General features: G+C 39.7%; 17 protein-coding genes and 2 tRNA genes. 12 read left to right on the forward strand and 7 right to left on the reverse strand.

All coding sequences use genetic code 11. The features are described 5' to 3' along the window. Position 1 precedes the first annotated feature (1 nt). Complete coding sequence (gene hemL / locus RM539_RS03320; RefSeq protein WP_311502015.1) at positions 2–1,291, forward strand: glutamate-1-semialdehyde 2,1-aminomutase; 1,290 nt, start codon at positions 2–4, stop codon at positions 1,289–1,291. A 111-nt stretch (positions 1,292–1,402) separates the two neighbouring features. Here the strand turns inward: hemL and RM539_RS03325 are convergent, their stop codons facing one another. The 3 genes from RM539_RS03325 to RM539_RS03335 form a co-directional block, all read right to left on the reverse strand. Further along, positions 1,403–1,666, reverse strand: coding sequence for a hypothetical protein (locus RM539_RS03325; protein WP_311502016.1), 264 nt, complete (start codon positions 1,664–1,666; stop codon positions 1,403–1,405). Next, positions 1,653–1,880, reverse strand: a complete 228-nt coding sequence (locus tag RM539_RS03330) for a DUF2281 domain-containing protein (protein WP_311502017.1) — start codon at positions 1,878–1,880, stop codon at positions 1,653–1,655. The genes RM539_RS03325 and RM539_RS03330 overlap by 14 nt, the downstream gene beginning before the upstream one ends. A gap of 90 nt (positions 1,881–1,970) precedes the next feature. Next, positions 1,971–3,482: a GH3 auxin-responsive promoter family protein gene (locus tag RM539_RS03335; protein ID WP_311502018.1), complete on the reverse strand. Its 1,512-nt coding sequence runs from the start codon at positions 3,480–3,482 to the stop codon at positions 1,971–1,973. 118 nt (positions 3,483–3,600) lie between these two features. Here RM539_RS03335 and RM539_RS03340 point away from each other — a divergent pair, with 118 nt between their 5' ends. Continuing rightward, positions 3,601–4,395 (forward strand): DUF2797 domain-containing protein, encoded by a 795-nt coding sequence (locus RM539_RS03340; protein WP_311502019.1) that lies wholly within the window; start codon positions 3,601–3,603, stop codon positions 4,393–4,395. 265 nt (positions 4,396–4,660) lie between these two features. On the opposite strand, the gene RM539_RS03345 is transcribed toward RM539_RS03340, so the two are convergent. Next, positions 4,661–7,348 carry an AsmA family protein gene (locus RM539_RS03345; RefSeq protein WP_311502020.1) on the reverse strand — a complete coding sequence of 896 codons (2,688 nt, stop codon included), beginning with the start codon at positions 7,346–7,348 and terminating at the stop codon, positions 4,661–4,663. Between the two features lie 12 nt (positions 7,349–7,360). Then, complete coding sequence (locus RM539_RS03350; protein ID WP_311502021.1) at positions 7,361–8,074, reverse strand: queuosine precursor transporter; 714 nt, start codon at positions 8,072–8,074, stop codon at positions 7,361–7,363. Positions 8,075–8,175: 101 nt separating this feature from the next. On the opposite strand from RM539_RS03350, the gene folK reads away from it, so the two are divergent. Next, positions 8,176–9,315 (forward strand): 2-amino-4-hydroxy-6-hydroxymethyldihydropteridine diphosphokinase, encoded by a 1,140-nt coding sequence (folK, locus tag RM539_RS03355; RefSeq protein ID WP_311502022.1) that lies wholly within the window; start codon positions 8,176–8,178, stop codon positions 9,313–9,315. 4 nt (positions 9,316–9,319) lie between these two features. Here folK and RM539_RS03360 read toward each other — a convergent pair whose 3' ends face one another. Next, positions 9,320–9,886 (reverse strand): RNA methyltransferase, encoded by a 567-nt coding sequence (locus RM539_RS03360; RefSeq protein WP_311502023.1) that lies wholly within the window; start codon positions 9,884–9,886, stop codon positions 9,320–9,322. A gap of 163 nt (positions 9,887–10,049) precedes the next feature. On the opposite strand from RM539_RS03360, the gene RM539_RS03365 reads away from it, so the two are divergent. Further along, positions 10,050–13,286 (forward strand): S41 family peptidase, encoded by a 3,237-nt coding sequence (locus RM539_RS03365; RefSeq protein WP_311502024.1) that lies wholly within the window; start codon positions 10,050–10,052, stop codon positions 13,284–13,286. A 28-nt stretch (positions 13,287–13,314) separates the two neighbouring features. Beyond that, positions 13,315–14,736: an amidohydrolase family protein gene (locus tag RM539_RS03370; RefSeq protein WP_311502025.1), complete on the forward strand. Its 1,422-nt coding sequence runs from the start codon at positions 13,315–13,317 to the stop codon at positions 14,734–14,736. 114 nt (positions 14,737–14,850) lie between these two features. Here RM539_RS03370 and RM539_RS03375 read toward each other — a convergent pair whose 3' ends face one another. Then, complete coding sequence (locus RM539_RS03375) at positions 14,851–15,750, reverse strand: hypothetical protein (protein WP_311502026.1); 900 nt, start codon at positions 15,748–15,750, stop codon at positions 14,851–14,853. A gap of 378 nt (positions 15,751–16,128) precedes the next feature. Between RM539_RS03375 and RM539_RS03380 the strand changes: the two genes are divergently transcribed. From RM539_RS03380 to RM539_RS03410, 7 genes are all read left to right on the forward strand, one after another. Then, complete coding sequence (locus tag RM539_RS03380; RefSeq protein ID WP_311502027.1) at positions 16,129–17,961, forward strand: ABC transporter ATP-binding protein; 1,833 nt, start codon at positions 16,129–16,131, stop codon at positions 17,959–17,961. A gap of 201 nt (positions 17,962–18,162) precedes the next feature. Continuing rightward, positions 18,163–19,074, forward strand: a complete 912-nt coding sequence (locus RM539_RS03385; RefSeq protein WP_311502028.1) for an alpha/beta hydrolase — start codon at positions 18,163–18,165, stop codon at positions 19,072–19,074. 39 nt (positions 19,075–19,113) lie between these two features. Further along, complete coding sequence (locus RM539_RS03390) at positions 19,114–20,373, forward strand: ATP-binding cassette domain-containing protein (protein WP_311502029.1); 1,260 nt, start codon at positions 19,114–19,116, stop codon at positions 20,371–20,373. A gap of 254 nt (positions 20,374–20,627) precedes the next feature. Beyond that, the gene (gene mutS, locus RM539_RS03395; protein WP_311502030.1) at positions 20,628–23,243 is read left to right on the forward strand and encodes a DNA mismatch repair protein MutS; all 2,616 of its coding nucleotides are present in this window, start codon (positions 20,628–20,630) and stop codon (positions 23,241–23,243) included. A 229-nt stretch (positions 23,244–23,472) separates the two neighbouring features. After that, positions 23,473–23,545, forward strand: a tRNA-Gly gene (locus tag RM539_RS03400). Positions 23,546–23,591: 46 nt separating this feature from the next. After that, positions 23,592–23,680 (forward strand) — tRNA-Leu (locus RM539_RS03405). Between the two features lie 261 nt (positions 23,681–23,941). Further along, positions 23,942–24,226, forward strand: a complete 285-nt coding sequence (locus tag RM539_RS03410; protein ID WP_311502031.1) for a hypothetical protein — start codon at positions 23,942–23,944, stop codon at positions 24,224–24,226. Positions 24,227–24,362: the final 136 nt, after the last annotated feature.

The following is a 24,362-nucleotide window of genomic DNA, read 5'->3' on the forward strand; positions in this document are numbered from 1 at the left end:
TATGATTTATAAAAGAAGCAGCGAATTATTCGCTTCAGCTCAAAAAGTAATTCCCGGAGGAGTAAACTCACCCGTGCGTGCATTTAAAGCCGTTGGGGGAGATCCGGTATTTATTAAAGAGGCCAAAGGAGCCTATCTTTATGATGAAGACGGAAATCAGCTTGTTGATTATATCAATTCCTGGGGGCCGCTTATTTTAGGTCATGCACATCAGCCCGTAATTGATGCTTTAGTGGAAAGGGCTAAAAAGGGAACTTCTTTTGGAACTCCTACCGAGCTCGAAACAAAAATCGCAGACCTGGCGGTACAAATGGTGCCGAATATCGATAAAATCAGGATGGTAAATTCCGGAACTGAGGCCTGTATGAGTGCGGTACGCCTTGCCCGCGGATTTTCAGGGAAAGAGAAAATTATCAAATTTGCTGGTTGTTATCATGGCCATAGCGATAGTTTTCTTATCCAGGCGGGCAGTGGAGCCGTAACTTTTGGTACTCCCAACAGCCCGGGTGTGACGCAGGGAACTGCGAAAGACACTTTGCTGGCAACTTATAATAACCTGGAAAGCGTGCAGCAACTGATAGATGCCAATAAAGGTGAAATTGCCTGCCTTATTATTGAACCGGTTCCCGGTAACATGGGTTGCATTCCTCCTAAAGAAGGTTTTTTAGAAGGCCTTAGGGAATTATGTGATGCCAATGATATTTTGCTGATTTTTGATGAGGTAATGACCGGTTTCAGACTGGCCCAGGGTGGTGTCCAGCAGCGTTTAGATGTGAATGCCGATATTGTATGCTTCGGAAAAGTGATTGGCGGCGGCTTGCCCGTTGGTGCTTTTGCTGCCCGAAATGAAATCATGGATTATCTGGCGCCTGTTGGGCCGGTGTACCAGGCCGGTACTTTAAGCGGAAACCCTCTTGCCATGGCAGCCGGTTTGGCAATGCTTGAAGAGCTGAGTGAGCGGTCCGAAATCTATGATTCTATAGAAGAAAAGACCGAATATTTGCACAAAGGAATGGAGAAGGCGCTGAAGGCGAACGATGTAGTGCATACTATTAACAGGATGGGTTCTATGATTTCAGTCCATTTTGCTGAAGAGCCCGTTGTGAATTTTGATTCTGCCGCAGCTGCGGCATCAAACGGGAAGTTCAATAAATTCTTCCACGGATTGCTGGAGAATGGAATTTATATAGCACCCAGTGCTTTTGAAACCTGGTTTATTACTGAAGCTTTATCTTACAGCGATTTGGATAAGACCATAGCCGCGGTAGAAAATGTAGCGAAAGATTTATAATTAAGGCTAAAAAAGATTGAAACCTCACAAGTTTTTAAAACCTGTGGGGTTTTTGTATTAATTTCGAGAAATAAGGTAATAGGAATCGACTGAAAATTAACGAGTAAGTTACTATTTAATATTTTTTAGGTCAAGAAGTTCAACCAGCCCTCCATTGATTTCGTTTAATTCCAACTCATTCAATTGGCCCAATCTACCCAATACCAATTCTTTGCTTATAGTCACCAACTTGCTCAATCTAACCAAAGAGGTAAAAGAAACGGTAATGTCTTCAACAGTTTCAACTAAAATTAGAGCCGGTCTATTTTTTGCTCCCGTGAAATCGGTAAACGGAAAGGGATTAATATAATGTCTCCCTTTTTCATTTATAAACATCCTTCAGGTCTTTGGTAGAATAAAGTTCTTCCTCATCTTTCAGAAATTTATAAGATGTAGAGTTTGTTGCTAAAGTTCTGATGCCTTCAGTCAAATTTTTATCTTCAATTTTTTTCAACAAAAATTCAGCAAAATCAGATACTTCTTCTATTTTGATATCCGGAAGCTTCTCTAACTTGTCCAACGCGTTTTCTATTAAATTTTGTCTTGTCATTATTCCCGGTTTCTTCTAAGATAAGAAATACTGAAATTAGCTATGCAGTTTTTTAATTATTTTCTTGTCTAACTTCCCACTCTTTGCCTTTTACATCATTTCCAGCAATTCTTCCAGGTATTTTCTGGAATTGGAAAGTCGCGGAATTTTATGCTGTCCCCCTAATTTGTCATTTTTCTTAAGCCAGTCATAAAAAAGATTTTCACGAGCGCTATGAATAACGGGCATATTCAGCGTCATATTATTATAACGTTTGGCCTCATAATCGCTGTTAATTTCCTGAAGGGATTTATCCAGTTGTATTTTAAAATTCTCAAAATCCCTGGGTGGAGTTTTGAATTCCACTATCCATTCATGTGATCCTTTTTCTCTGCCTTCCATAAAAACAGGGGCAACGGTATAATCTTTAATTTCACAATTTGTTACCAGAGAGACTTTTTTAAGTGCTTCTTCAGCATTTTCAATAATCAGCTCTTCTCCAAAAACATTAATATGATGTTTGGTCCTGCCGGAAACCTTTATGCGATAAGGATTGGTTGAAGTAAACCTCACCGTATCGCCTATTTTATATCGCCACAACCCTGCGTTTGTAGTGATAACCACGGCGTAATTTTTACCAATTTCAACTTCCCCCAGGGGAATTACCTTTTCTTCAGATGTATTATAAGTGTCCATGGGAATAAATTCATAAAAAATTCCGTAGTCCAGCATCAGCAGTAAATCTTTAGAGTCATTTTGGTCCTGGCAGGCGAAAAATCCTTCACTTGCGTTATAGATTTCGTAAAATCTGAAATCTTCATTAGGAAGAATTTTTTGATATTGCGGCGCATAAGGATTAAAGCTTACTCCCCCGTGAAAATATACTTCCAGGTGTGGCCATACTTCAAAAAGATTTTCTTTGCCGGAGGTTTCCAGAACGTTATTCAGTAAAACCAGCATCCATGAAGGTACGCCGGCGAGACTGGTCACTCTTTCCTTTATGGTTTCATCTACAATCGCCTGCATTTTCACTTCCCAGTCGTGCATAAGGGAAACTTCATTGCTGGGTGTGCTGCTGAATTCTGCCCAAAACGGCATATTATCTATAAGTATAGCCGAAAGATCTCCGTAAGCTGTTCCTTTATCCCTGTAAATTTCCTTGCTCCCGCCCAGCCGGAGATTTTTTCCGGTGAACATTTGCGACTGTGGATTATTGTTCAGGTACATGCATAGCATATCTTTTCCTGCTGAAAAATGGCAGGTTTCAAGAGAATCATCACTTACCGGGATAAATTTGCTTTTGGCATTTGTTGTACCACTGGATTTGGCGAACCATTTTATTGGTGTAGGCCAGAAAATATTATTTTCGCCGCGCCTGCTTCTTTCTATGCAGGCTTCATAATCTTCATATTTTTTTATAGGAAGGCGTTCCGCAAAAGTTTCATAATTCTTTATAGAATCGAAATCATATTTTCTGCCAATTTCAGTATTTTTTGCTTTTGAAATAAGGGTTTTAAGAAGCTCATTCTGAACTTCCTCAGGATATTTCATGAACAGCTCCATCTGATGGATCCTCTTTTTCAAAAACCAGGATGCGACGGAATTTACTAAGGGAATTGGCATTATTTATTTTTATCTTTATGCCCTTTAATTCTTGGGACAATTTTGGTTGTGCGGCTAAAAATAATCTAAACTTTGAAGCCGGCAAAAATTTCGTTTCAACTAAATTTAAGCAAATTTTATGAGGTACGAAGGAGTGCTTACAAAAATGAAGACGGAGCTCACCGATACCGTTCAATATTATCTGATTTTTGAATCTGATTTTATCAATATGAATCAGCTGCTAAATAAGAAGATCAGCATTAATTTTCTCAAATTTCAATGTCTTAACTGCGGAAGGCAAAAGAAAGTTTTTCGCACAGGATTTTGTTACGACTGCTGGAGCAGTATTCCGCAGGCGGGAGACTGGATTATGCGACCTGAATTAAGCAAAGCGCACCTGGGCCAGGAAGATCGGGACCTGGAATTTGAGAAAAATTCTCAATTGCGACCGCACGTGGTATATTTGGCAAATTCCAGTAATGTAAAGGTAGGTGTTACCCGTGCCAGCCAAAGCCTTACCCGGTGGATAGACCAGGGTGCACATGAAGCCATAGAGATAGTAGAAGTGCCTAATCGATATCTTGCCGGTATTACCGAAGTGGCGCTGAAAGACCATGTTTCTGACAAGACTAACTGGCGTAAAATGCTCACCAATGAATTACTGGATTTGAATTTAGCCGAAGAAAGGGATAAACTGAAAGATTTTATTCCTGAAGAAGCTAAACCTTACTTCCTGGCGAACAATAGGGAAACAGAAATTACATTTCCGGTTTTAGAATTTCCGAAGAAAATTAAAACCCTGCCACTTAAGAAAAATCCTTTTTATGAAGGTGTGCTAAAAGGAATAAAAGGCCAGTATCTTATTTTTGAAGACGGCACCGCATTCAATGTTCGTGCGCATGAAGGTTATGTGGTAGAGCTGAAAGTTTTCTAAAATCAGCTTCATCTTTCTTATTTCACTATAAAATTTGATTATCCATAATTTGTAATAATGGTAATCGGCGTTATTCTTAGCTGGACTTTGAATCTCATACTATTTTGGAAAAAACATCTTCTAATTAGACCCTGAATCAAGTTCAGGGTGACGATGTAATAATGACTGATTTCGGATATTCAAATAATATTAAACCTCACAGGTTTTAAAACCTGTGAGGTTTTTATTCTCAGATGTCTCAAATCTCACATCTGATATCTCAATCCTAATTAGTTGTATCTTTCTTTTTCTGAGTATTTTTTAAAATTCCCCCCAAAATATTCCGGGCTGCTTCCTGTACCTGTTTTTCAGGAGCCGGTGTGTTATTACTATTATTTGGAGTTGCTGTACTGTCTGTTGCAGTGGAATCCTGTGGGGTCGTTTCCTGGTTTTGACTTTTTTTCCCGGTAAGTATACCTTTAACCGCATCAATTCCCTTCTGCTGCAGTTTTCCTTTTTGATTTTGGGCTACCTTTTGTGTAAGATTTGTAATAGCCTGCTGCATGTTCAGGTTAATCTGTGGCCTACCGAAACTTCCGGTAAGGTTTATGGGTAAAGCAACAGTGGTATTTTGAATATTTTCACCACTTAATTGTGTAAGGGCACCGCCAACTTCATTGCCCAAATACCTGGCTGGAACATCCAACACTACATCATAATTCATATCCATATCAAAACCGTGACTTCCGCCAACCTGCACATTTACTCCTTCCACGTTAAAATTAAATGGCTCAATTTCTACCATTCCCTCATTAAAGGTAAGATTGGTTTTTACATTGTCCAGGTTGATGTTGTTCAAATCAAAAAAGTTAAGTTGCTGATCCAGTTTTGATAACAAAGGCATTTTGGCGGGATCAACTTCAGCCGTTAGAATTTGTGCCAGAGCGTTCCCGGCGAGCGTGGAAAGATCTGGAGCAAAATTATTGTCCAGGTTTCCGCGCAGGTTCAGGGAAGTTTGTAGTTCCCCCTCCAGAGCATTGGCTATAGGCGCCAGGCCTTGCAATAAATCCATTCCGTTAAATGACTGGGCGATGTTCAATTTATTCAGGTTAAGGTCCATCTGGAATGTAGGCGTGGAATTTTTGGTTGAAACATTCCCATTAAGGGCAATGCTTCCGCCGAAAATATTTGTAGTTACATTTTGCAGGGTAGCGGTTTCATCCCTTAGAATCAGGGTTCCCGAAGCATTTCGCAACTCGAGGTTATCATATAAAACTCTGTTTGCCCTAAAGCTCAATTCAGTATCAAGAAAAGAAGGAATTTTTATCGCTTCTTCGCCGGTAGTCGCCGGGGTATCTTCTTCGGAAGCGGCTTCGCCTTCAGCTGAAGCTGTTTCCTGAGTTTCAGCAACTTTAAAATCATTTACCGCAAAAGTATCGGAATTAACCTGAAAATTTCCCTTTAAAACCTGATTGGTAAACAGAAAGCCCATAAGGTTTTCAATATTTCCTGAAGCAGTAATATCGGTTTGACCTGTAGTAAGCTTCAATTCAGGAACACGAACAGTGCCCTGGTTGAAATTCATTTGGGCATTGGAAATCTGGATCACCTTCGGAATTTCAGGAGATTTATAACTAAAATTCCTGATGTTGGCTGTTCCCCGGGAATTCACGTTTTGATACTGCTCATTTTCAATGGAATTCATGTCAAAACTTGTGGTAAGATCGGCGGTGAGGATTCCATTTAAATCCAGATCCATGTCCAGCGGATATGCCTGCTCAATATTTGCCAGATTTATGGAGCCGTTTACCGTCATATTTATCAGCATATTTTCCATAAGGTTTCGAACACTTCCATTGGCGGCAAAACGGTCTTCATCTATGCGGAAAGTTACATTGTCAAAAGTAATATAGGTATCGTCCATAAAGCCGGTTTCATTAATTACTTGGAGGTCCAGGTTAATATCCTGCACGGCTTTTGGCAAATCCGGATATTTAAAGGATGCACTGTTAGAACTCACCTTTATATCCATCATTGGGATATGCTCTTCATCTATAGCCCCGTTTACCTTACCGTCAATAATAAAATCCCCGCTGGTTTGGACATCCTCAATATTCCTGGCATATGTTTCAGGAATAACCTGCAGGAAATTTTTAAAGTCTGAAGACGGGGTTTTGAAGGTGAGGCTAACTTCGTTATTATTATCATTTATATCCACAAAACCGTCAAAAGTAAGTGGCAGCTGATTGATAAGGGCCTGGTTTTCAAGAAAAGAATATTTCATCTCTTGCAGGTCCATCTGGATAACAGCATCCAGGGCTATTTTATTTCGGTTTAAATAATTAACGCTGTCCAGTTCAAAGGTCACAAGTGCGTTGGTTTCTGTATCAAGTTCGCTCTGGTCTAAAGAAAAATCTCCTGTCCCCTGGTGGTTTAAATCTTCAATATCAAGAAAAATTTTGGCGCTTTCATCTAAATATTTAAGCCTGGAATTGTTAATCTCATAGTGTTCCAGGTCAAAACTGAGACCTGTGGAAGCTGTATCTGTGGTAGCGGTTGCTGCTGTAGTGTCTTCTACAGCAATGTCATAATTGGCATTTCCAAGGGAGTCTACTTTTATGTTAACATAAGCATTATTAAGGCGGAACTCATTAATGCTCTTTGGCTCTTCGCTGCCTTTAAATAGTTCTTTAATAGACATTTCCAATAGCACCTCTTCGCTTAATGCCAGTGTGTCCCCGGCAAAAGGCTCTTTATTGATCACGCTTACATTGTTTAATACAACAGTTGCCTGCGGAAAGCCCCGGAACAGGCTTAGATCAATATCTGTAAATTCCACCTGGGCATTTACATTTTTATTGATGGTTTTTTTTACAAAATTTTCAATTTGCGTTTCAAAAACCAGGGGTGCTGCTATTAATATAACAAGCACTACTAACACAAAAATTCCAACAATTTTAAGCGCTTTTTTCATAATAATAATTATTTAATTTTTAATTGGGGCTTCTAATTTCAATTCTTCCCCTTTATGCAATCTGAACCTTTTTCTTAAGGCATAAACAGCAAGGTATAGAAAGGGCGTATCTATTACGGCAACAATTACCTTAAACAAGAATCCGCTTAGCAGCAAGCTGCCAAACAGCTTCCATTCTATCTTATTAAAACTACAAAGCAAAAACAAGACCGAAAAAGTATCTACAAACTGTGACAGGAAAGTGGAAAAATTATTCCTTATCCAGAGATGTTTGCCTTTGGTAAGTTTTTTCCAGAAATGAAATAACTGTATATCGATGTATTGTGCCAGCAGATAGGCAGCCATAGAGGCAAATACTGCTATTGCAGTGGCGCCGAATACAGTTTTAAACATTTCATTGCCAATTGGAGACCATTGTGTTGCCGGAGCGGCATCGGCGGTAAAAACAATCAGTAAAGAAAAGAACGAAGCAAAAATTCCTGCGGTCACTACTTCATTTGCTTTCTGTTTCCCATAGATTTCGCTAATAATATCGGTAATTAAGAAAGTAACGGGATAGGGTAAAATCCCCACTGAAATCTCAAAAGTGTAGATTCCAAAAAAATCCCAGTAAAAGAATTTTTGAAAAATAAGGTTGGAAACAACAAGTGAAGCAATGAACAAGGCTGCAAGAATTAAGTAGATTCTTTGAGCAGCAATTTTATCTTTAAGATTAAGTCTGGTCAAATTATTTTATTAAAGACTTGCGGCAAAATTAAGGTATGTGATTTTGTTTTGCTTAATTTGCTGTGAAATTTTTCACCCGTCCTATAAATTTTCTTTTTAAGTTGAATCCCCCTAAAATAGTACATATTGCGCTGGGAAGCAATGTTGGCGACCGATTTGTAATTCTACAACGAGCTGTAAACCGTCTTTATGAAAAAGTTGGTGATATCTTAATTATTTCTGGAATTTATAAAACTCCCGCCTGGGGTTTTGAAGGGAATGAATTCTTAAATACCTGTGTTGCTGTTTCCACGCGTTTTTCTGCCGAAGAAGTGCTGCGGAAATTGCTGCAGATAGAAACTGAATTGGGCCGAAATCGAAGCGGTTCCACAAACTATCAAAACCGTACACTGGATCTTGATATTGTGCTTTTTGAAGATGAGGTTATTCAAACCGAAAATCTCGAAATTCCGCATCCCGAAATGCAAAACCGAAGATTTGTACTTCAGCCTTTGCAGGATATTGCGGCCAGGGAAATTCATCCTGTCATAAAAAAGAGCATTGCTCAATTATTGAAAGAAACCAATGATATTTCTGGAATTAATCGAATTACTGAAGCGTTAGTGGTGCCTCGCAAAGGTTATAAATTTAAAAACTGCAGTTATATAGCGGTTGAAGGAAATATTGGTGCGGGAAAGACCAGTTTCTCCACTATGGTTTCGCAGGATTTTAATGCCAAACTTATTTTAGAGCGGTTTAAGGATAACCCGTTTTTGCCAAAATTTTACGAGAATAAGGAGCGTTATGCTTTTCCGCTGGAAATGTCTTTTTTAGCAGATCGTTATCAGCAACTTTCTGATGACCTTGCGCAGTACGATCTTTTCAAGGATTTTGTAATTTCAGATTACGATGTTTTTAAGTCGCTGATTTTTGCAAATATCACCCTGCAGGAAGATGAATATTTACTTTACCATAAGCTGTTCCATTTAATGTATAAAGAGCTGGTAAAACCGGAATTATATATTTACCTCTACCAGAATACAGGAAGACTGCTTGAAAATATTAAAAAGCGCGGCCGTGAGTATGAACAAAATATACAGGCGGAATATTTAATGGAAATCAATCAGTCTTATCTTAACTTTATTAAATCTCAAACCGGGATGAAGGTGCAGATTATCGATATTTCAGATAAAGATTTTGTGAATAACCGTAAAGATTATTTGCAGCTTTTAGATGAAGTGGATAAAGCCGTCATAATATAGTATTTTAATGGGAAAAGTATGAATTTCGTGAAGTATGGGAAGAAATCTTTACGAATAAATCCCATAAAATCACTCCCGTGCTTACGGCAATATTAAGAGAATGTTTGCTGCCCAGTTGCGGAATTTCAATAATCCCGTCACTGGCAGAGACTACTTCCTGTTGTACACCTTTCACCTCATTTCCAAAAACCACCGCACAGGTTTCTCCTTTTTCGGGTTGAAAATCATTTAACATCACAGCACCTTCAGCCTGCTCAACAGAAAAAACCTTTACTCTGTCTTCCTGTAATTTCCGGATAACTTCCAGGGTATTTTCAGTATATTTCCAGTCTACAGTTTCTGTTGCTCCCAAAGCCGTTTTCTGAATGTCTTTATGAGGTGGTTTTGCAGTAATTCCGCAGAGATAGATTTTCTGAATCAAAAAAGCATCGGCAGTTCTAAAAACCGAACCAATATTGTTCAGACTTCTTATATTATCCAGAATAACGATAATTGGCGTTTTTTGGGCCTCTTTAAATTCTTCTACAGATTTACGCTCCAGTTCACTGTTTTTAAGTTTCCTGTTTTCCATAGCACAAAAATAGGATTTTCTTAATCGCAGGTCGAAAATTATTACAGGTATTGCAGTTTTCAGAATAATTTCTGAAACATTGGTATTCCTTCTATCTTCATCAATTTTTTAGCATCTTTGGGTACTCTTTTTAAAGCCGAATTACTAATCTTCTTTTTATTACATGAAAAATATATTTACCACGCTGTTCATTATTTTAAGTACGGCCACGCTATGGTCCCAGGTAACCCCAAAATGGATACGTTGTCAATCCATTTCTCCCAACGGGCAAACTATTGTATTTACCTATAAAGGCAATCTTTACCGAGTGCCTTCTGCCGGGGGCGAGGCCAGGCAACTCACTTTTCATGATGCGCATGATTATATGCCGGTTTGGAGCAACAACGGTGATAAAATAGCTTTCGCATCCAACCGTTATGGCAATTTTGATATTTTTCTAATGGATGCCCTGGGTGGTCCGGCCGAGCGGCTTACTTTTCACAGTAATGATGAAAATCCTTATAGTTTTTCAGTAGATGATAAAAATGTGATTCTTGGTGCGGTGCGCCAGGATCTTGCCAGCCACAGGCAATTTCCCAGCGGTTCCCAGCCGGAGCTATATAAGGTGCCTGTGAAAGGAGGAAGGGTAGATCAAATGCTCACTGTTCCTGCGGAAGACGTGCAGGTAAGCAAAGATGGTTCTTTCCTGGTTTATCACGATAAAAAAGGAGGTGAAAACGAATGGCGAAAACATCACGTTTCAGCTATTACCCGCGATATCTGGCGGTATGATATAAAAGCCGACACTCATAAAATGCTCAGCAGTTTTAATGGAGAAGACCGGCAGCCGGTTTTTTCCGAAGATGAAAAATCGCTATATTATCTAAGTGAACAAAGCGGAAACTTTAATGTTCACAAAATGTCTATTGATAATCCTGAAAAGCAGGAACAATTAACCAGTTTTGATACTCATCCCGTTCGTTTTTTAAGTTATGCAAACGGAATCCTTTCCTTTGGCTACGATGGTGAACTTTACACTATGGAGGAAGGGAAACAACCTGAAAAAGTAAATGTAAGTCTACGAACCCAGGAACAGAATAATCCGGATAAATACATCAGCATAAATGGAGACGTTGATGAAATGGCAGTTTCTCCAAATGGAAAAGAAATAGCTTTTATTGCCAGGGGAGAAGTTTTTGTGACTTCTGTTGATGGCTCCCTTACTAAAAGGATAACCAACACACCGGAACAGGAAAGGTTTCTGGCATTTACGCCAGATGGTAATGGGATGGTTTACGCAAGCGAGCGTGAGGGAAAATGGAACATTTATAAATCGACAAAAACCAGAAAAGAAGAGCCTTTCTTTTATGCCGCCACCCTTTTAGATGAAGAAGTGCTGGTGAATAATGAAACGGATAGCTACCTGCCCTCTTTTTCCCCTGATGGTAAAAAACTGGCTTTTATTGCAGATCGCAGAATCTTGAGGGTAAAAGACATACAGTCCGGAAAAACCACCGATCTGCTTAACGCTGAAGATCTCTTTACCATGAGGGACGGGGACAAGTATTTTACCTGGAGCCCGGATAGCAAATGGCTGCTGGTGGATTGGAACAAACTGCTTAATAACAGTGAAGTTTTGCTGTTGGCTGCAGACGGCAGCAGGAGAGTGAACCTGACTGAAAGCGGGTATTACGATTCCCATCCTAAATGGACTAATGATGGTAAGCAAATGATTTGGTTTAGCGATCGCAATGGATTAAAAAGTTATGCCACCAGCGGCAGGACAGAAGAAGATGTTTATTCTATGTTTTTTACCCAGGATGCGTGGGATAAATTCAATATGGGCGAAGAGGAATATAAACTGCTGAAGGAAATTGAAAAAGCAAACAGCCCGGACAGTACTTCAGAAAAGGCAAAAAAGAAAAAAGCAAAAGAAAAAGAGCAGCTTGTGGAAATTGACTGGAATGGCCTTAAAGATAGAAAAGCGCGCCTTACTATTCATTCCAGTTCTCTTAGTGACGCCGTTTTGTCCAAAGACGACGAAAAACTTTATTATCTGGCAGAATTTGAGGATAAAATGAACTTGTGGGAAACCGATCTTCGCAGCCGTGAAACGAAAATGATTATTAAGCTGAATACCCGTGGCGGAAGGTTAAGCTGGGATAAAGAAAAGGAAAATCTTTACCTGTTGAGTGAGGGCGAAATTTCAAAATTGAACCCCGGGGAAGGTGAGTCGGAAAATATTAAAATTTCAGGGGAGATGACTTATGATGAAGTCGCCGAGCGCCAAAATATGTTTGATCATGTTTACAACCGCACCAAAAATGTATTTTATGAGCCTACGTTTCATGGCAACAATTTGGATACACTGTATAAAGAATACAAAAAATATCTGCCTCATATTGGCAATTCTTATGAATTTGCCGAAATGCTTTCTGAAATGTTAGGTGAGTTGAATGTATCGCATTCCGGAGCAAGATATAGCAGCGATAAAGAAAATGGTGATGAAACAGCTTCCCTGGGCATTTTTAAGGATTTTCACCATACAGGAAATGGGATTCTTATTGAAGAAGTGTTGGATGGAGGTCCTTTAGACAAAGCTGCCTTTAATGTAGAGCCGGGGATGATTATAGAAAGTATAGATGGGGAAACCATAGCTGCAGATAAAGATGTGGCAGGCTATCTTAACCGAAAAGCCGACCGTTTTGTGCTTCTCGGGATCTATAACCCTGAAAACAAAGAGAGGAAACAAATTACTGTTAGACCTGTTTCCTTAAATGAAGAAAGGAAATTGCTTTATGATCGTTTTGTGAAAATTAATGAGGAAGAAGTTGAAGAAAAAAGTAACGGGCAGTTAGGTTATGTACATATTCCGGGAATGAGTGATGGCCCCTATCGTTCAATTTTTGAAGATATGCTGGGCAAGTATCTGGATAAAAAAGCGGTTATAATTGATACCCGTTTTAACGGCGGAGGAGATCTTGTTGCAGATCTGGCTATGTTCTTTACAGGTACTCCCTTTATAACCTATGCAACTGCAGCTAAGGAGGTGGGAGGAGAGCCTACTTCCCGCTGGACTAAACCCACGCTTTCGCTGTATAATGAGAGTATGTATTCAGACGGGCATTGTTATGCCAACAGCTATGAGGCCCTTAATATTGGTACAACGGTAGGTATGCCCGTTCCCGGTACCTGTAGCTTTGCCGGCTGGGAAAGCCTGGCCGATGGCACTCGCTGGGGGATAGTTCCTGTTAGTGCCCGGGATTTTAATGGTGAATGGATGGAAAATAATCAAACTGAACCGGATATAATTGTCAAAAATATGCCGGGGGTAATTTCTGAAGGAAGAGACCAGCAGCTGGAAAGAGGAATAGAAGAACTGCTGAAAGAGGTTTCCGGAGAAGAAGAGGTGAAAAAATAACAATTTTGCTAAACCGAATTATAAGACCATGAAAATATCAGGATTTAAGAAGCTGTCAGGATGGACATTTTTGTGCCTGTTAACCTTTACTCTTTCTTGTGAAGATGATAAAAAAGAAAACTATGATTTACTGATTTCCAATGTTAATATTATAGATGTGGAATCTGGTAATGTGGCAAAAAATCAGCTTATTTTTATAAATGGCGATAGCATTAGTAGGATTGATGATGCTTCAAATATGGATAAATATGAAGCTGGACAAAAACTTGATGCCAATGGAAAATATGTGATGCCTGGCCTGTGGGATATGCATGTGCACTTCAGAGGTGGGGATAGTTTAATTGAGGAAAATAAAAACCTGCTGCCGTTGTTTCTTTCCTACGGAGTAACTACAATACGTGACGCCGGTGGCGATATGACCCCGGAAGTTTTGAAATGGCGGGCGGCAATTGAAAAGAAAGAGATGGATGGCCCGCGTATTTTTACTTCCGGTCCAAAACTTGACGGGGATAATCCTGCCTGGCCCGGTTCTATTTCGGTAACCAGTCAGGAGGAAATTAATGCAGCTTTAGATTCCTTGCAGGTACTGGGGGTGGATTATGTAAAAATGTACGATGGTAGTCTTACTCCTGAAGCATATTATGGAATTATACAGGAGGCCGAAAAAAGAGGTTTAAAAACCACAGGCCATATGCCATTGGCCGCAGATTTTATGAAAGCCGTTAATTTTGGCTTAGATGGGGCAGAGCATATGTATTATCCTTTAAAAGCTACTTCTCCTGTAGCCGATAGTCTTTCAGAATTGAATATGGGCTACGGGATGATGGATGAAATAATCAATACTTATGATCCTGTTTTAGCTGAAAAGGTCTTTTCAGAAATGAGCCGCAACGAAGTATTTATTACACCTACATTACATATTGGAACCACGCTGGCCGAAATTCTGGAGGTAGATCATACTAAAGATACGGTGCTTCCTTTTGTTGGGAAGGGTATTCAGAGAACCTATAAAGGCAGAATTGAAGGGGCAAAAAGAGCGAAGGCTTCGGGTAGTACGATGCGGGAAAAAATGGAAGAAAAAAGTGCGGAAATGATCCGGCCAATGCAGGATGCGGGGATGAAAATTGTGGCAGGTTCAGATAGTGGGGCATTTAATTCTTTCGTCTATCCGGGCGAATCACTTCAAAAAGAAATCTATGCGTTGGTGGAAGCAGGTCTTAGTCCGCAGGAAGCCTTGCAAACTTCGGTAATAAATGGGCCTGAATTCTTTGATATTTTGAATAAATACGGGGCGGTATCTGATGGAAAAACAGCAGATTTACTCTTGCTGAACAATAATCCGCTTGAGGATATTAATAATCTAAACGACATCTTTGCAGTTATAAAAGCCGGAAAAGTTTACACCCGGAAAGAACTTCAGGAAATGCTGAATAATGCTTCAGGCAATTAAAAAAGATCTGAATTTATTGTCAGCAGCTCCATTACCATCGATATCAATACTAAGACTGAAGCCGAATTTATTGCTTTATGAAGTAAGCCATTATAAAAGTATTGGTAATCGTAATCAATTTGAAAAGCCCGAAGTACTTGTTGAAGGGCATGGATTATCACTCAAAAATTCTCCTTCAATTACTCCGTTTTCAGGGGAATTAAATGTAATCTCCCCGGAAACTGTGGAGCAATTTTCCCCCGTTTCCAGATTTTTTTTGTAACGGTGGAATCCCGTCCAGGTAACAGGAGCATTGTTTCCATAAATTCCGTTGGAAAATTCACAAACGGTATATTCTCCCACAGTATTGCAGCTCTGCTGTAAAACAACCTCCGTGTCAATTAGAATTTCCAATACTGCTTGTATGGACATACTGTTGTTTCCATCTTTAGAAGTGAGCAGCATGTTAAAAGTTCTTTCGTCGTTATTAAGGGAGGTGCCATTTATAGAATCTTTCTCTTCGCAATTGGTACATTGATATGTTCCGGTAACCGGGGTAACAGTTTTATCTTCAGTCTCTTCCGAAGCTATTATAGCTCCAGATTCATTTTTAAAAACCACATCACTTATCACCGGCTCATCATTCACGTCCAGTGAGAAGATAAAGGAGAAATCGGCTGAATCAAATGTGAGTTTGAAATTACTGCTTTTGCTTACTTCTTCTGCCCTTATAAGATTTGCACTAAAAACTTCTCCCGTTGGAAGAGTAAGGTTTGCTTCAGCAAAATAATCTGACTTTTCGTATTCAAAAGTAGATTCCGAAATTTCCAGGTCAAAGATTCCACGGTACCTGGAATCTTGTGTTGTAAAAACTCCGCGGTAAATTGCGCTGGGCCCGTAATCATTATCTGCAGATGATCCTGTTGCAAATACTCCTTCATCTGGTGTACAGGAAAAGGAAAGAATACCAAAAGCAAGTACTGCAATAAGTTGCAAAGATCTTGTAATTAATCGCGGTAGTGTTAAATTTTCCATAAGCAAATCCAAATTTCAAACAACATTTATATGTTTAATTAACAGCTTCTTATCAGGTTCAAAGTCTTTTGTAAAACAATAGCTTCTTTTCATTTTATGAAGACTAAAATGGTTTTATCTAATTTTCAGTAAAATAGACTCTGAAATCTGGTGCAAGTAGCTATAATATTAGTTTAAATGCAAATTTAATCGATGAAATACATGTTAAAATTTTAAGATTACTTATCTGTAAGAAAACATGCTTAGTTGTACCTGCCAGGTAAGGGAAAGAAAAAATCGAATTACAGAACTTCTACAATTATTATATTAGCTTCTCTTATTGATAATCCACTGGAAGCAGATTCAATTTTCCTCCTTAACTTGCCAAAAAATCAGCTTTTGCCACGAAAAAAGAAATCTATAGAACCTAACAAAATCAATCTTAGGGAAAGTTTTGCCTCACTGAAATTTGTACCAAGGTTTTTTAAAGAAATCAGGAAAGTTAATCCCTTGCTGTTTCACTCTAATGTGATATGCAGAGTCATTAATGCCAGTTTGCCGGTACTTATTTTGTATGTGGGAAAGCTTATTATAGATGAAGTGGTGGTGCAAATTGCCGCCGAAGAAAAAAACCTTGATCATTTATGGATATTGGTGGCGGCTGAATTTGGATTGGCAATTTTATCAGATTTGATCAGCCGCGGGATTAGCCTTAGTGATGCGCTGCTGGGAGACCAGTATTCTATTGATACCTCTGTTAGGATTATAAAGAAAACTTCAGAATTAAACCTGGACCAGTTGGAGGATTCCGAATTTTATGATAAGCTGGAGAGGGCAAGGCAGCAAACCACTGGCCGGGTAGCATTAATGTCCAATATTTTTACCCAGGGCGAGGATGTGGTGGTAATCCTCTCGCTTCTTGGCGGGGTAGTGGCTTATGAACCCTGCCTTATCATATTGTTGTTGGTGTCTATAATTCCTACTATTATAAATGAAATAAAATTTAGTGGCACCAGCTATTCACTGGCACGAAGCTGGACGCAGGAAAGGCGGGAGCTGGATTATTTGCGTTATGCCGGTGCAAGTGATGTTACCGCCAAAGAGGTGAAATTATTCGGCCTTTCCGGGTATCTGGCGCAGCGTTTTAAAAGCTTGTCAGATAAATACTATACCCAAAGCAGGAAACTTGCCAGGCAACGTGCCGGCTGGGGCTCTTTTTTTAATATTATCGGCACCTCCGCTTATTACGGTGCCTATATTTATATTATTTTCAGGACGGTTGCAGGAGTGTTTTCTATTGGTACGCTGGTTTTTTTATCAGGAGCCTTTAACCGGTTAAGGTCTAAACTGCAGGGTTTTTTCACAAGATTTACCGCAATTACCGAAAGCGCTTTATACCTTCAGGATTATTTTGAATTTATTGATCTATCTTTTGCTGAAAATGCTTCCGCAGAATGTCTGCCTTTGCCGGATAAAGTAAGTAGCGGATTCGAATTTAAGAATGTAGGCTTTAAATATCCTAAATCTGAAAAATGGGTGGTCAGAAACATCAATTTTAAACTGAAGGCGGGGGAAAAGCTTGCTTTTGTTGGGGAGAATGGTGCCGGAAAAACAACGCTTATCAAACTATTGCTTCGGTTTTATGAACCTACTGAAGGAGAAATTTTGTTGGATGGGATTCCCGTGAAGCAGTACAAACCAAGCGAATATCAGCAGTATTTTGGAGTGATTTTTCAGGATTTTGTAAAATTTGAATTAACGCTGCGTGAAAATATTGCTATGGGTGAAATTGAAGAAATTAAGAATCAGAAGAGAATCGATAGTGCAGCGCAAAAAAGCCTGGCGCAGGAAGTTGTCTCCGAATTGCCGCTGGGATATAATCAGCAGCTGGGGAAAAGGTTTAAAAACGGAAAGGACCTTTCAGGTGGCCAATGGCAAAAAATCGCTATTGCCAGGGCATATATGAAAGATGCTGAAGTTTTAATCCTGGACGAGCCTACTTCCGCACTGGATGCGCGGGCTGAAACCGAAGCTTTCCAAAGATTTATTCAGCTTACGGAAGGAAAAACAGCGGTGATTATTTCCCATCGTTTCAGTACAGTTAGGATAGCCGATAGGATAATGGTATTAAAAGACGGTGCCGTTCTGGAAATAGGAACTCATGAAGAGTTGATGCAAAATGATAAGCTTTATGCAGAATTGTTTAATTTACAGGCAGCGGGTTATAAATGAATAATGGATAATGGATAATGGATAATTTAAATCAGGAGATAAGAGCTAAGAAACAAGAATAGGAATGGAAAATTTGCAATTGTTTGCCGCAAAAAAATTGCAGTAAGTCTCCAGATTGGAGAATAACTTTTTCTCACAGGAGGTGAGCCTCAAAATATTCCGCAACAAACAACAAACAACCGCTACCCACAACTAAAAATAATGAAAAAACATATTCACTTCTTTATATTCGTATTAGTAACAACTACATCAATTATGGCACAAGACCACACGCTTCCTCTATGGCCGAATAGTATTCCGAACAGCCAGCCTTCTGAAGAAAAAGAAAAAGCGGATAAGGGTGATATCTTATGGATAAGCAAGGTACAGGAACCGGAAATCCAGGTGTTCCTGCCGCCAAAAAACATTTCTACGGGCCAGGCGGTAATCATTTGCCCGGGCGGTGGTTACGAAGGTCTTGCTTTTGATTGGGAAGGAACACAAATTTCAAAATGGCTGAATACCAAAGGAATCGCCGGGATTGTCCTGAAATACCGCCTGCCGTCTTCAGCTTCCGTAAAAGTCAGCCATGAGGCGCCATTGCAGGATGCACAAAAAGCGATGCAGCTGGTACGGGAAAATGCCGATTCCTGGAATATAAATAAAGACAAAGTAGGTATAATAGGATTTTCTGCCGGGGGGCACCTAGCTTCTACATTAGGGACGCATTTGAATAAGGAGGATTCGGTAAATTCAAGGCCAGATTTTATGGCGCTAATCTATCCTGTTATTAGTATGAAAAACGGAATTACCCACCAGGGTTCCCGAAATGCCTTATTGGGAGATAACCCTGATAAAGAACTTGTAGAGCAATTCTCTAACGAAACCAGGGTTTCAAAGGAAACACCGCCAACTTTTATTTTGCACGCAACAGATGATGAATCGGTGCCGGTAGAAAATTCCATTCTTTTCTATAAAGCCTTAAAAGAAAATAATATTTATGCCGAAATGCATATTTATCCTGAAGGCGGGCATGGTTTTTCACTCGGCAACGGCAATCCTGTTTTGGAAAGTTGGCCAAAATTATTTTGCAACTGGTTAAAAAATATTTATTCCGAAGACAGGCAAAAATAGTAATCTTTCAAAATAAAGTTAATCCTCAAAAATATTGATTTGAAGCATTTCGGAATTTATGGATACGGTTTTCCAGTAGATGAGCATTGGCTAAAAAATCCTGTAGTAAAGAACAGCATTTTGGAACTACAAAATTTGCCTTTAGGAGAAGCAGCGGTATTTTCTGAAAAAGTGCTTGCGCGATTTATAGAAGAAGATCAGCGGCATGGCAATTCCCGGCTTTTGGATGCTGGGAACAGGTCTTTACGAAGTTTTTCCAGCGGGGAAAAGCGAAAGGTATTGCTGAATTATTTATTGCAACAAAATCCTGATATTTTGATTGTTGATAGTCCTTTTGATAATCTGGACCGGCAATCTGTTGAAGAACTAAAAATCACGCTGAAGGATATTTCAAAAGGAACCTCAATTATCCAGTTTTTTAAGCGGAAAGAAGATTTGCTTCCTATTATAGATAAGGTAATTAGGATTGAAAATGAAAAGATCGGCAAGGTTTATACTACTGAAGAGTTTATAGCCGAATCTGCTTCCGAAGAAATACGTGATCAGCTTAAGAGCATTCCTCCAGCCCCTGGTGAATTTAAAAACATCCCGAAATCCTTGATGAAACTGGAAGATGTTTCGGTTAAATATGAAGATCGGCCAATTTTAACCAATATCAGCTGGGAAGTTATAAAAGGAGAATTCTGGAAACTAACCGGTCCAAACGGCTCAGGAAAAACCACAATTTTGAGTATGATCTACGGCGATAATCCCAAAGCTTACGGAGAGAATGTTTTTCTCTTTGGAAATAGAAAAGGCAGCGGGGAAACGGTGTGGGAAATCAAGAAGAAAATCGGTTATTTTTCGCCTGCGTTAACTGAACTTTTCAGCAGAAGAAATACCGCACTGGAAATGCTGATTTCGGGATTGGTGGATAGCATTGGTCTATATCAAAGACCTACCGATAAACAAGTGGCACTGGCCAAACAATGGCTAAAAACTTTAAACCTGGAACACAGGCAAAATAAGATTTTCATCAAATTGCCTTTGCTGGAACAACGGCTGCTACTTATAGGGCGCGCCATGATAAAACACCCACCCTTGTTAATTTTAGATGAGCCCACAACGGCGCTTGATGATGAAAGTGCAATGAAAATCATAAACCTTATTAATTTAATTGCAGCCGAAAGTAATTCCGCAGTAATTTATGTATCGCACAGAAAAGAAAAAGGTTTAAAGCCAGATTTCCATTTTGAATTGATTCCTTCAGATAAGGGTTCTGTAGGAAAAATAGAGGCCTCTGGACTGCGCTCGGGGTAAGCGTGTCTTTGTGGTTGTTGCCTGGAAGCTTCCATCTTTTTTAAGAAGGGGAGGCCGTCATTCGTGGCGATTAGATTGATTTGATATATCATAATTCAAAATATAAATTTGGCAAAAATATCTCTAATATAAGCTAGCTGGCCTAATTAGTAATTGGGATAAAACCTGTGGATAAAAATAAATAACTTCTAAGGCTTCTTTTCCATTAAAAAAACACGATTCTTTACTTTAGCATAAATTTAAACTTCCGGATTTTGGCAGCCAAAAAAGCACAACAGGTGACCCCTTTGATGAAGCAGTATAATGCCATAAAGGCAAAATATCCCGATGCTATGCTGCTATTTAGGGTTGGAGATTTTTATGAGACTTTCGGGGAAGATGCTGTGAAAGCGGCACGTATATTAAATATTGTGCTTACCAACAGGAATAATGGCGGAGAACGCAGTGAACTGGCCGGGTTTCCGCACCACTCTTTAAATACATATCTTCCAAAACTTGTAAAGGCAGGGCAGCGGGTAGCTATTTGTGACCAGCTGGAAGATCCGAAAATGACCAAAAAAATAGTGAAACGCGGTGTGACAGAATTAGTTACTCCCGGCGTTGCACTAAGCGATGAGGTGTTGAGCAGCAAATCCAATAATTTTCTTTGTGCCCTCCACTTCGGAAAGAAAAATACAGGAATTGCTTTTCTGGATGTTTCCACCGGAGAATTTCTTACTTCCCAGGGCACTTCGGAATATATTGATAAACTGCTTCAAAATTTTGGGCCCAGTGAGGTACTGATTCAAAAAAAATATAAGAAAGATTTTGCGAAGGAATTTGGAGATGATTTCCACACATTTTACATGGAAGACTGGGTTTTTAAACAGGATTTTGCGACCGAAGCTCTAAATTCCCATTTTCAGACTAAATCTCTAAAGGGTTTTGGGGTGGAGCACCTGGAAGAGGGGGTGATCGCTTCCGGAGCAATTTTAAATTATTTAGCCGAAACCCAGCATCATAAACTTCAGCATATTACTGCAATTAGCCGTATTGCTGAAGAGGAATATGTTTGGATGGATCGTTTTACAATCAGGAACCTCGAACTTTACCATTCTGCCGCCATGAACGCGGTGACGCTGCTGGATGTAATCGATAAAACAATTTCTCCCATGGGAGGAAGGCTTTTGAAGCGTTGGCTGGCCCTGCCGCTAAAAAATGCCGAGAAAATCAGGAAACGGCATGAAGTAGTAGAGTTCCTGATCCAAAATTCTTCAGTTTTAGCTGAAATTCAGCAGCATATTAAGGAAATTAGCGATCTGGAAAGGTTAATCTCTAAAGTGGCTACGGGCAAGGTGACTCCGCGGGAGGTGAATCAGTTAAAAAGTTCCCTGGATGCGGTGATTCCTATTAAAAAAACAGCTTCAGAATGTGAGAATGAGGCGCTCAAAGTGATTGGGGATAATCTGCAGGGTTGTGATTTGATGAGGTCCAAAATTAAGGAAAGTCTTACGGAAGATGCGCCGGTAAATGTGCAGAAGGGGAGTGTAATTGCTAAAGGTTTTTCTTCGGAACTGGACGAGCTGCGGAAAATTGCTTTTTCGGGCAAAGATTACCTGGATAATATGCTGGAGCGTGAATGTGCAGCCACGGGAATCACTTCGTTAAAGATTGGCAGCAACAACGTTTACGGTTACTATATTGAAGTGCGTAACTCTCATAAAGATAAAGTGCCTGAAGGTTGGACCAGAAAACAGACTTTGGTTAATGCCGAAAGGTATATTACCGAAGAACTGAAGGAATATGAAGCGAAAATACTTGGTGCCGAAGAGAAAATTCTCCAGCTGGAACAGGAAATTTTTAATAAACTGGTGCTTTGGATGAACGATTATATACAGCCGGTACAGCAAAATGCGCAGCTTATCGCTCAACTGGACTGCCTTGGTTCCTTTGCGCAGCAGGCAAAAATGGAGGAATACTGCAGGCCGCAGATTGAAGAAGAGTATGAACTGGATATTCAGGAAGGGCGGCATCCTGTAATAGAAAAGCAGCTGCCGATTGGTGAAAGTTATGTGGCAAATAATGTGCAGCTGGACCGGGAGAACCACCAAATTATCATGATTACAGGGCCTAACATGAGTGGTAAATCAGCTATTTTAAGGCAGACTGCTCTTATTGTACTTATGGCGCAAATGGGAAGTTTTGTGCCAGCAAAAGCTGCCAACATTGGACTGGTAGATAAAATTTTTACCCGGGTAGGGGCCAGCGACAATATTTCTATGGGCGAATCTACTTTTATGGTAGAAATGAACGAAACAGCCAATATCCTGAACAATATTTCCAAAAGAAGCCTTGTACTTTTAGATGAAATTGGCCGCGGAACTAGTACCTATGACGGGATTTCTATCGCCTGGGCCATTAGCGAATATCTGCATGAACATCCTGCCCGGCCAAAAACGCTTTTTGCCACGCATTATCATGAGCTGAATGAAATGGGCGACACCTTTACCCGAATAAAGAATTTTAATGTTTCGGTAAAGGAGTTAAAGGACAATGTGCTTTTTCTACGGAAACTGGTACCGGGAGGGAGCGAGCACAGTTTCGGGATCCATGTGGCAAAAATGGCCGGTATGCCTCAGCAGGTATTGCATCGCGCCAATAAGATCCTGCAGAAACTGGAAAAATCCCATGCCATGGAAGATTCGGGTGAAGTTTTAAAAAAATCAGCTGAGGATGAAATGCAACTGAGTTTCTTTAACCTGGATGACCCTCTGCTAGAAGAGTTGCGGGATGAGCTGCTGCATATTGATATAGACACGCTTACACCGGTGGAAGCTTTAATGAAGCTGAACGAGATCAAACGTATGCTGGCCAGTAAGCAGAAAGCGTGAGCAAGAGAAAATTTTTAATGAATAATAAATTGATGGTTGAATATGGACAGGAAGAATTTGTTAATGTTTCTGGCGTAAGGCGAAAATTGATAATTTAAGCTTTAAATTTATTAAACTTTGTTTTCCTTATTTTTTTAAAAAGTTCTTTGCTGTTATTTAAAATGTATTAAATTTGCATCCGCAATACAGATTTGTGGCCCTTGGAAGCAGGGGGAAGTTCATTAAAAATGCGAAAATAGCTCAGTTGGTAGAGCGCCACCTTGCCAAGGTGGAGGTCGCGGGTTCGAATCCCGTTTTTCGCTCAGGATTATTTAAAATGAACCCTGAGTTATTGGGGTTTTATTTTTCGCTCGGATGGTGGAATTGGTAGACACGTTGGACTTAAAATCCAATGACCAGCAACGGTCGTGCGGGTTCAAGTCCCGCTCCGAGTACCAAAAACCCTCTTAATCTTCTGATTTTGAGGGTTTTTTGTTTTTATGTCCTTGGTTTTCTCCGTAGTTTCTTTTCTTTTTAACAATCCGCATACAACATGGTACTCCTGGGATGATGGATAGGAGTGTTCTTATCATTAATATCATATTTTAGGGCATTTGTGAATTACTGATCAGTGGAGATAAATGGAATCAAAATGCCTACAATTCCTCATCAAAGATTTTTGGCTATATTTTTGTGGTGCATCTTCAAATCTTAAGATCATGATAAAATATACTTGTGTTGCCATTATTGTTGCGATCCTCTTAACTTCCTGTTATTCCACTAAAGCACCTGCCATAAAAATAGGAATGTCTGTAGAAGAGTTTAAGAAATTAGCCAAATATGAACAATTAGTAGCCATGGATCAGGAATCGTGTGTGTATAGGGTTATATATGGTATAGGAGCTAACAGGGCCGGATATTATTATTTTGAAGATAATAAGTTTGTGCGAATGGATAGTGAAGAAGATCATGAGGATTATAGAATCAGCATTGACAGAAGGTAGTTTATCAATTCTCAGAAAACCCGAATAGCATGGAAGTTCCTGCCTATGAATCCATCCGTTTAAGCAATTTTCACTTGAGCCTGCCTCTATGGAACCAGCCAGTTTCTACTATAGCTTTCATAAAATTTAGCGCCCT

This window comes from Autumnicola musiva (genome assembly GCF_031846585.1).
In the GTDB taxonomy this organism is placed as follows: Bacteria; Bacteroidota; Bacteroidia; order Flavobacteriales; family Flavobacteriaceae; genus Autumnicola; species Autumnicola musiva.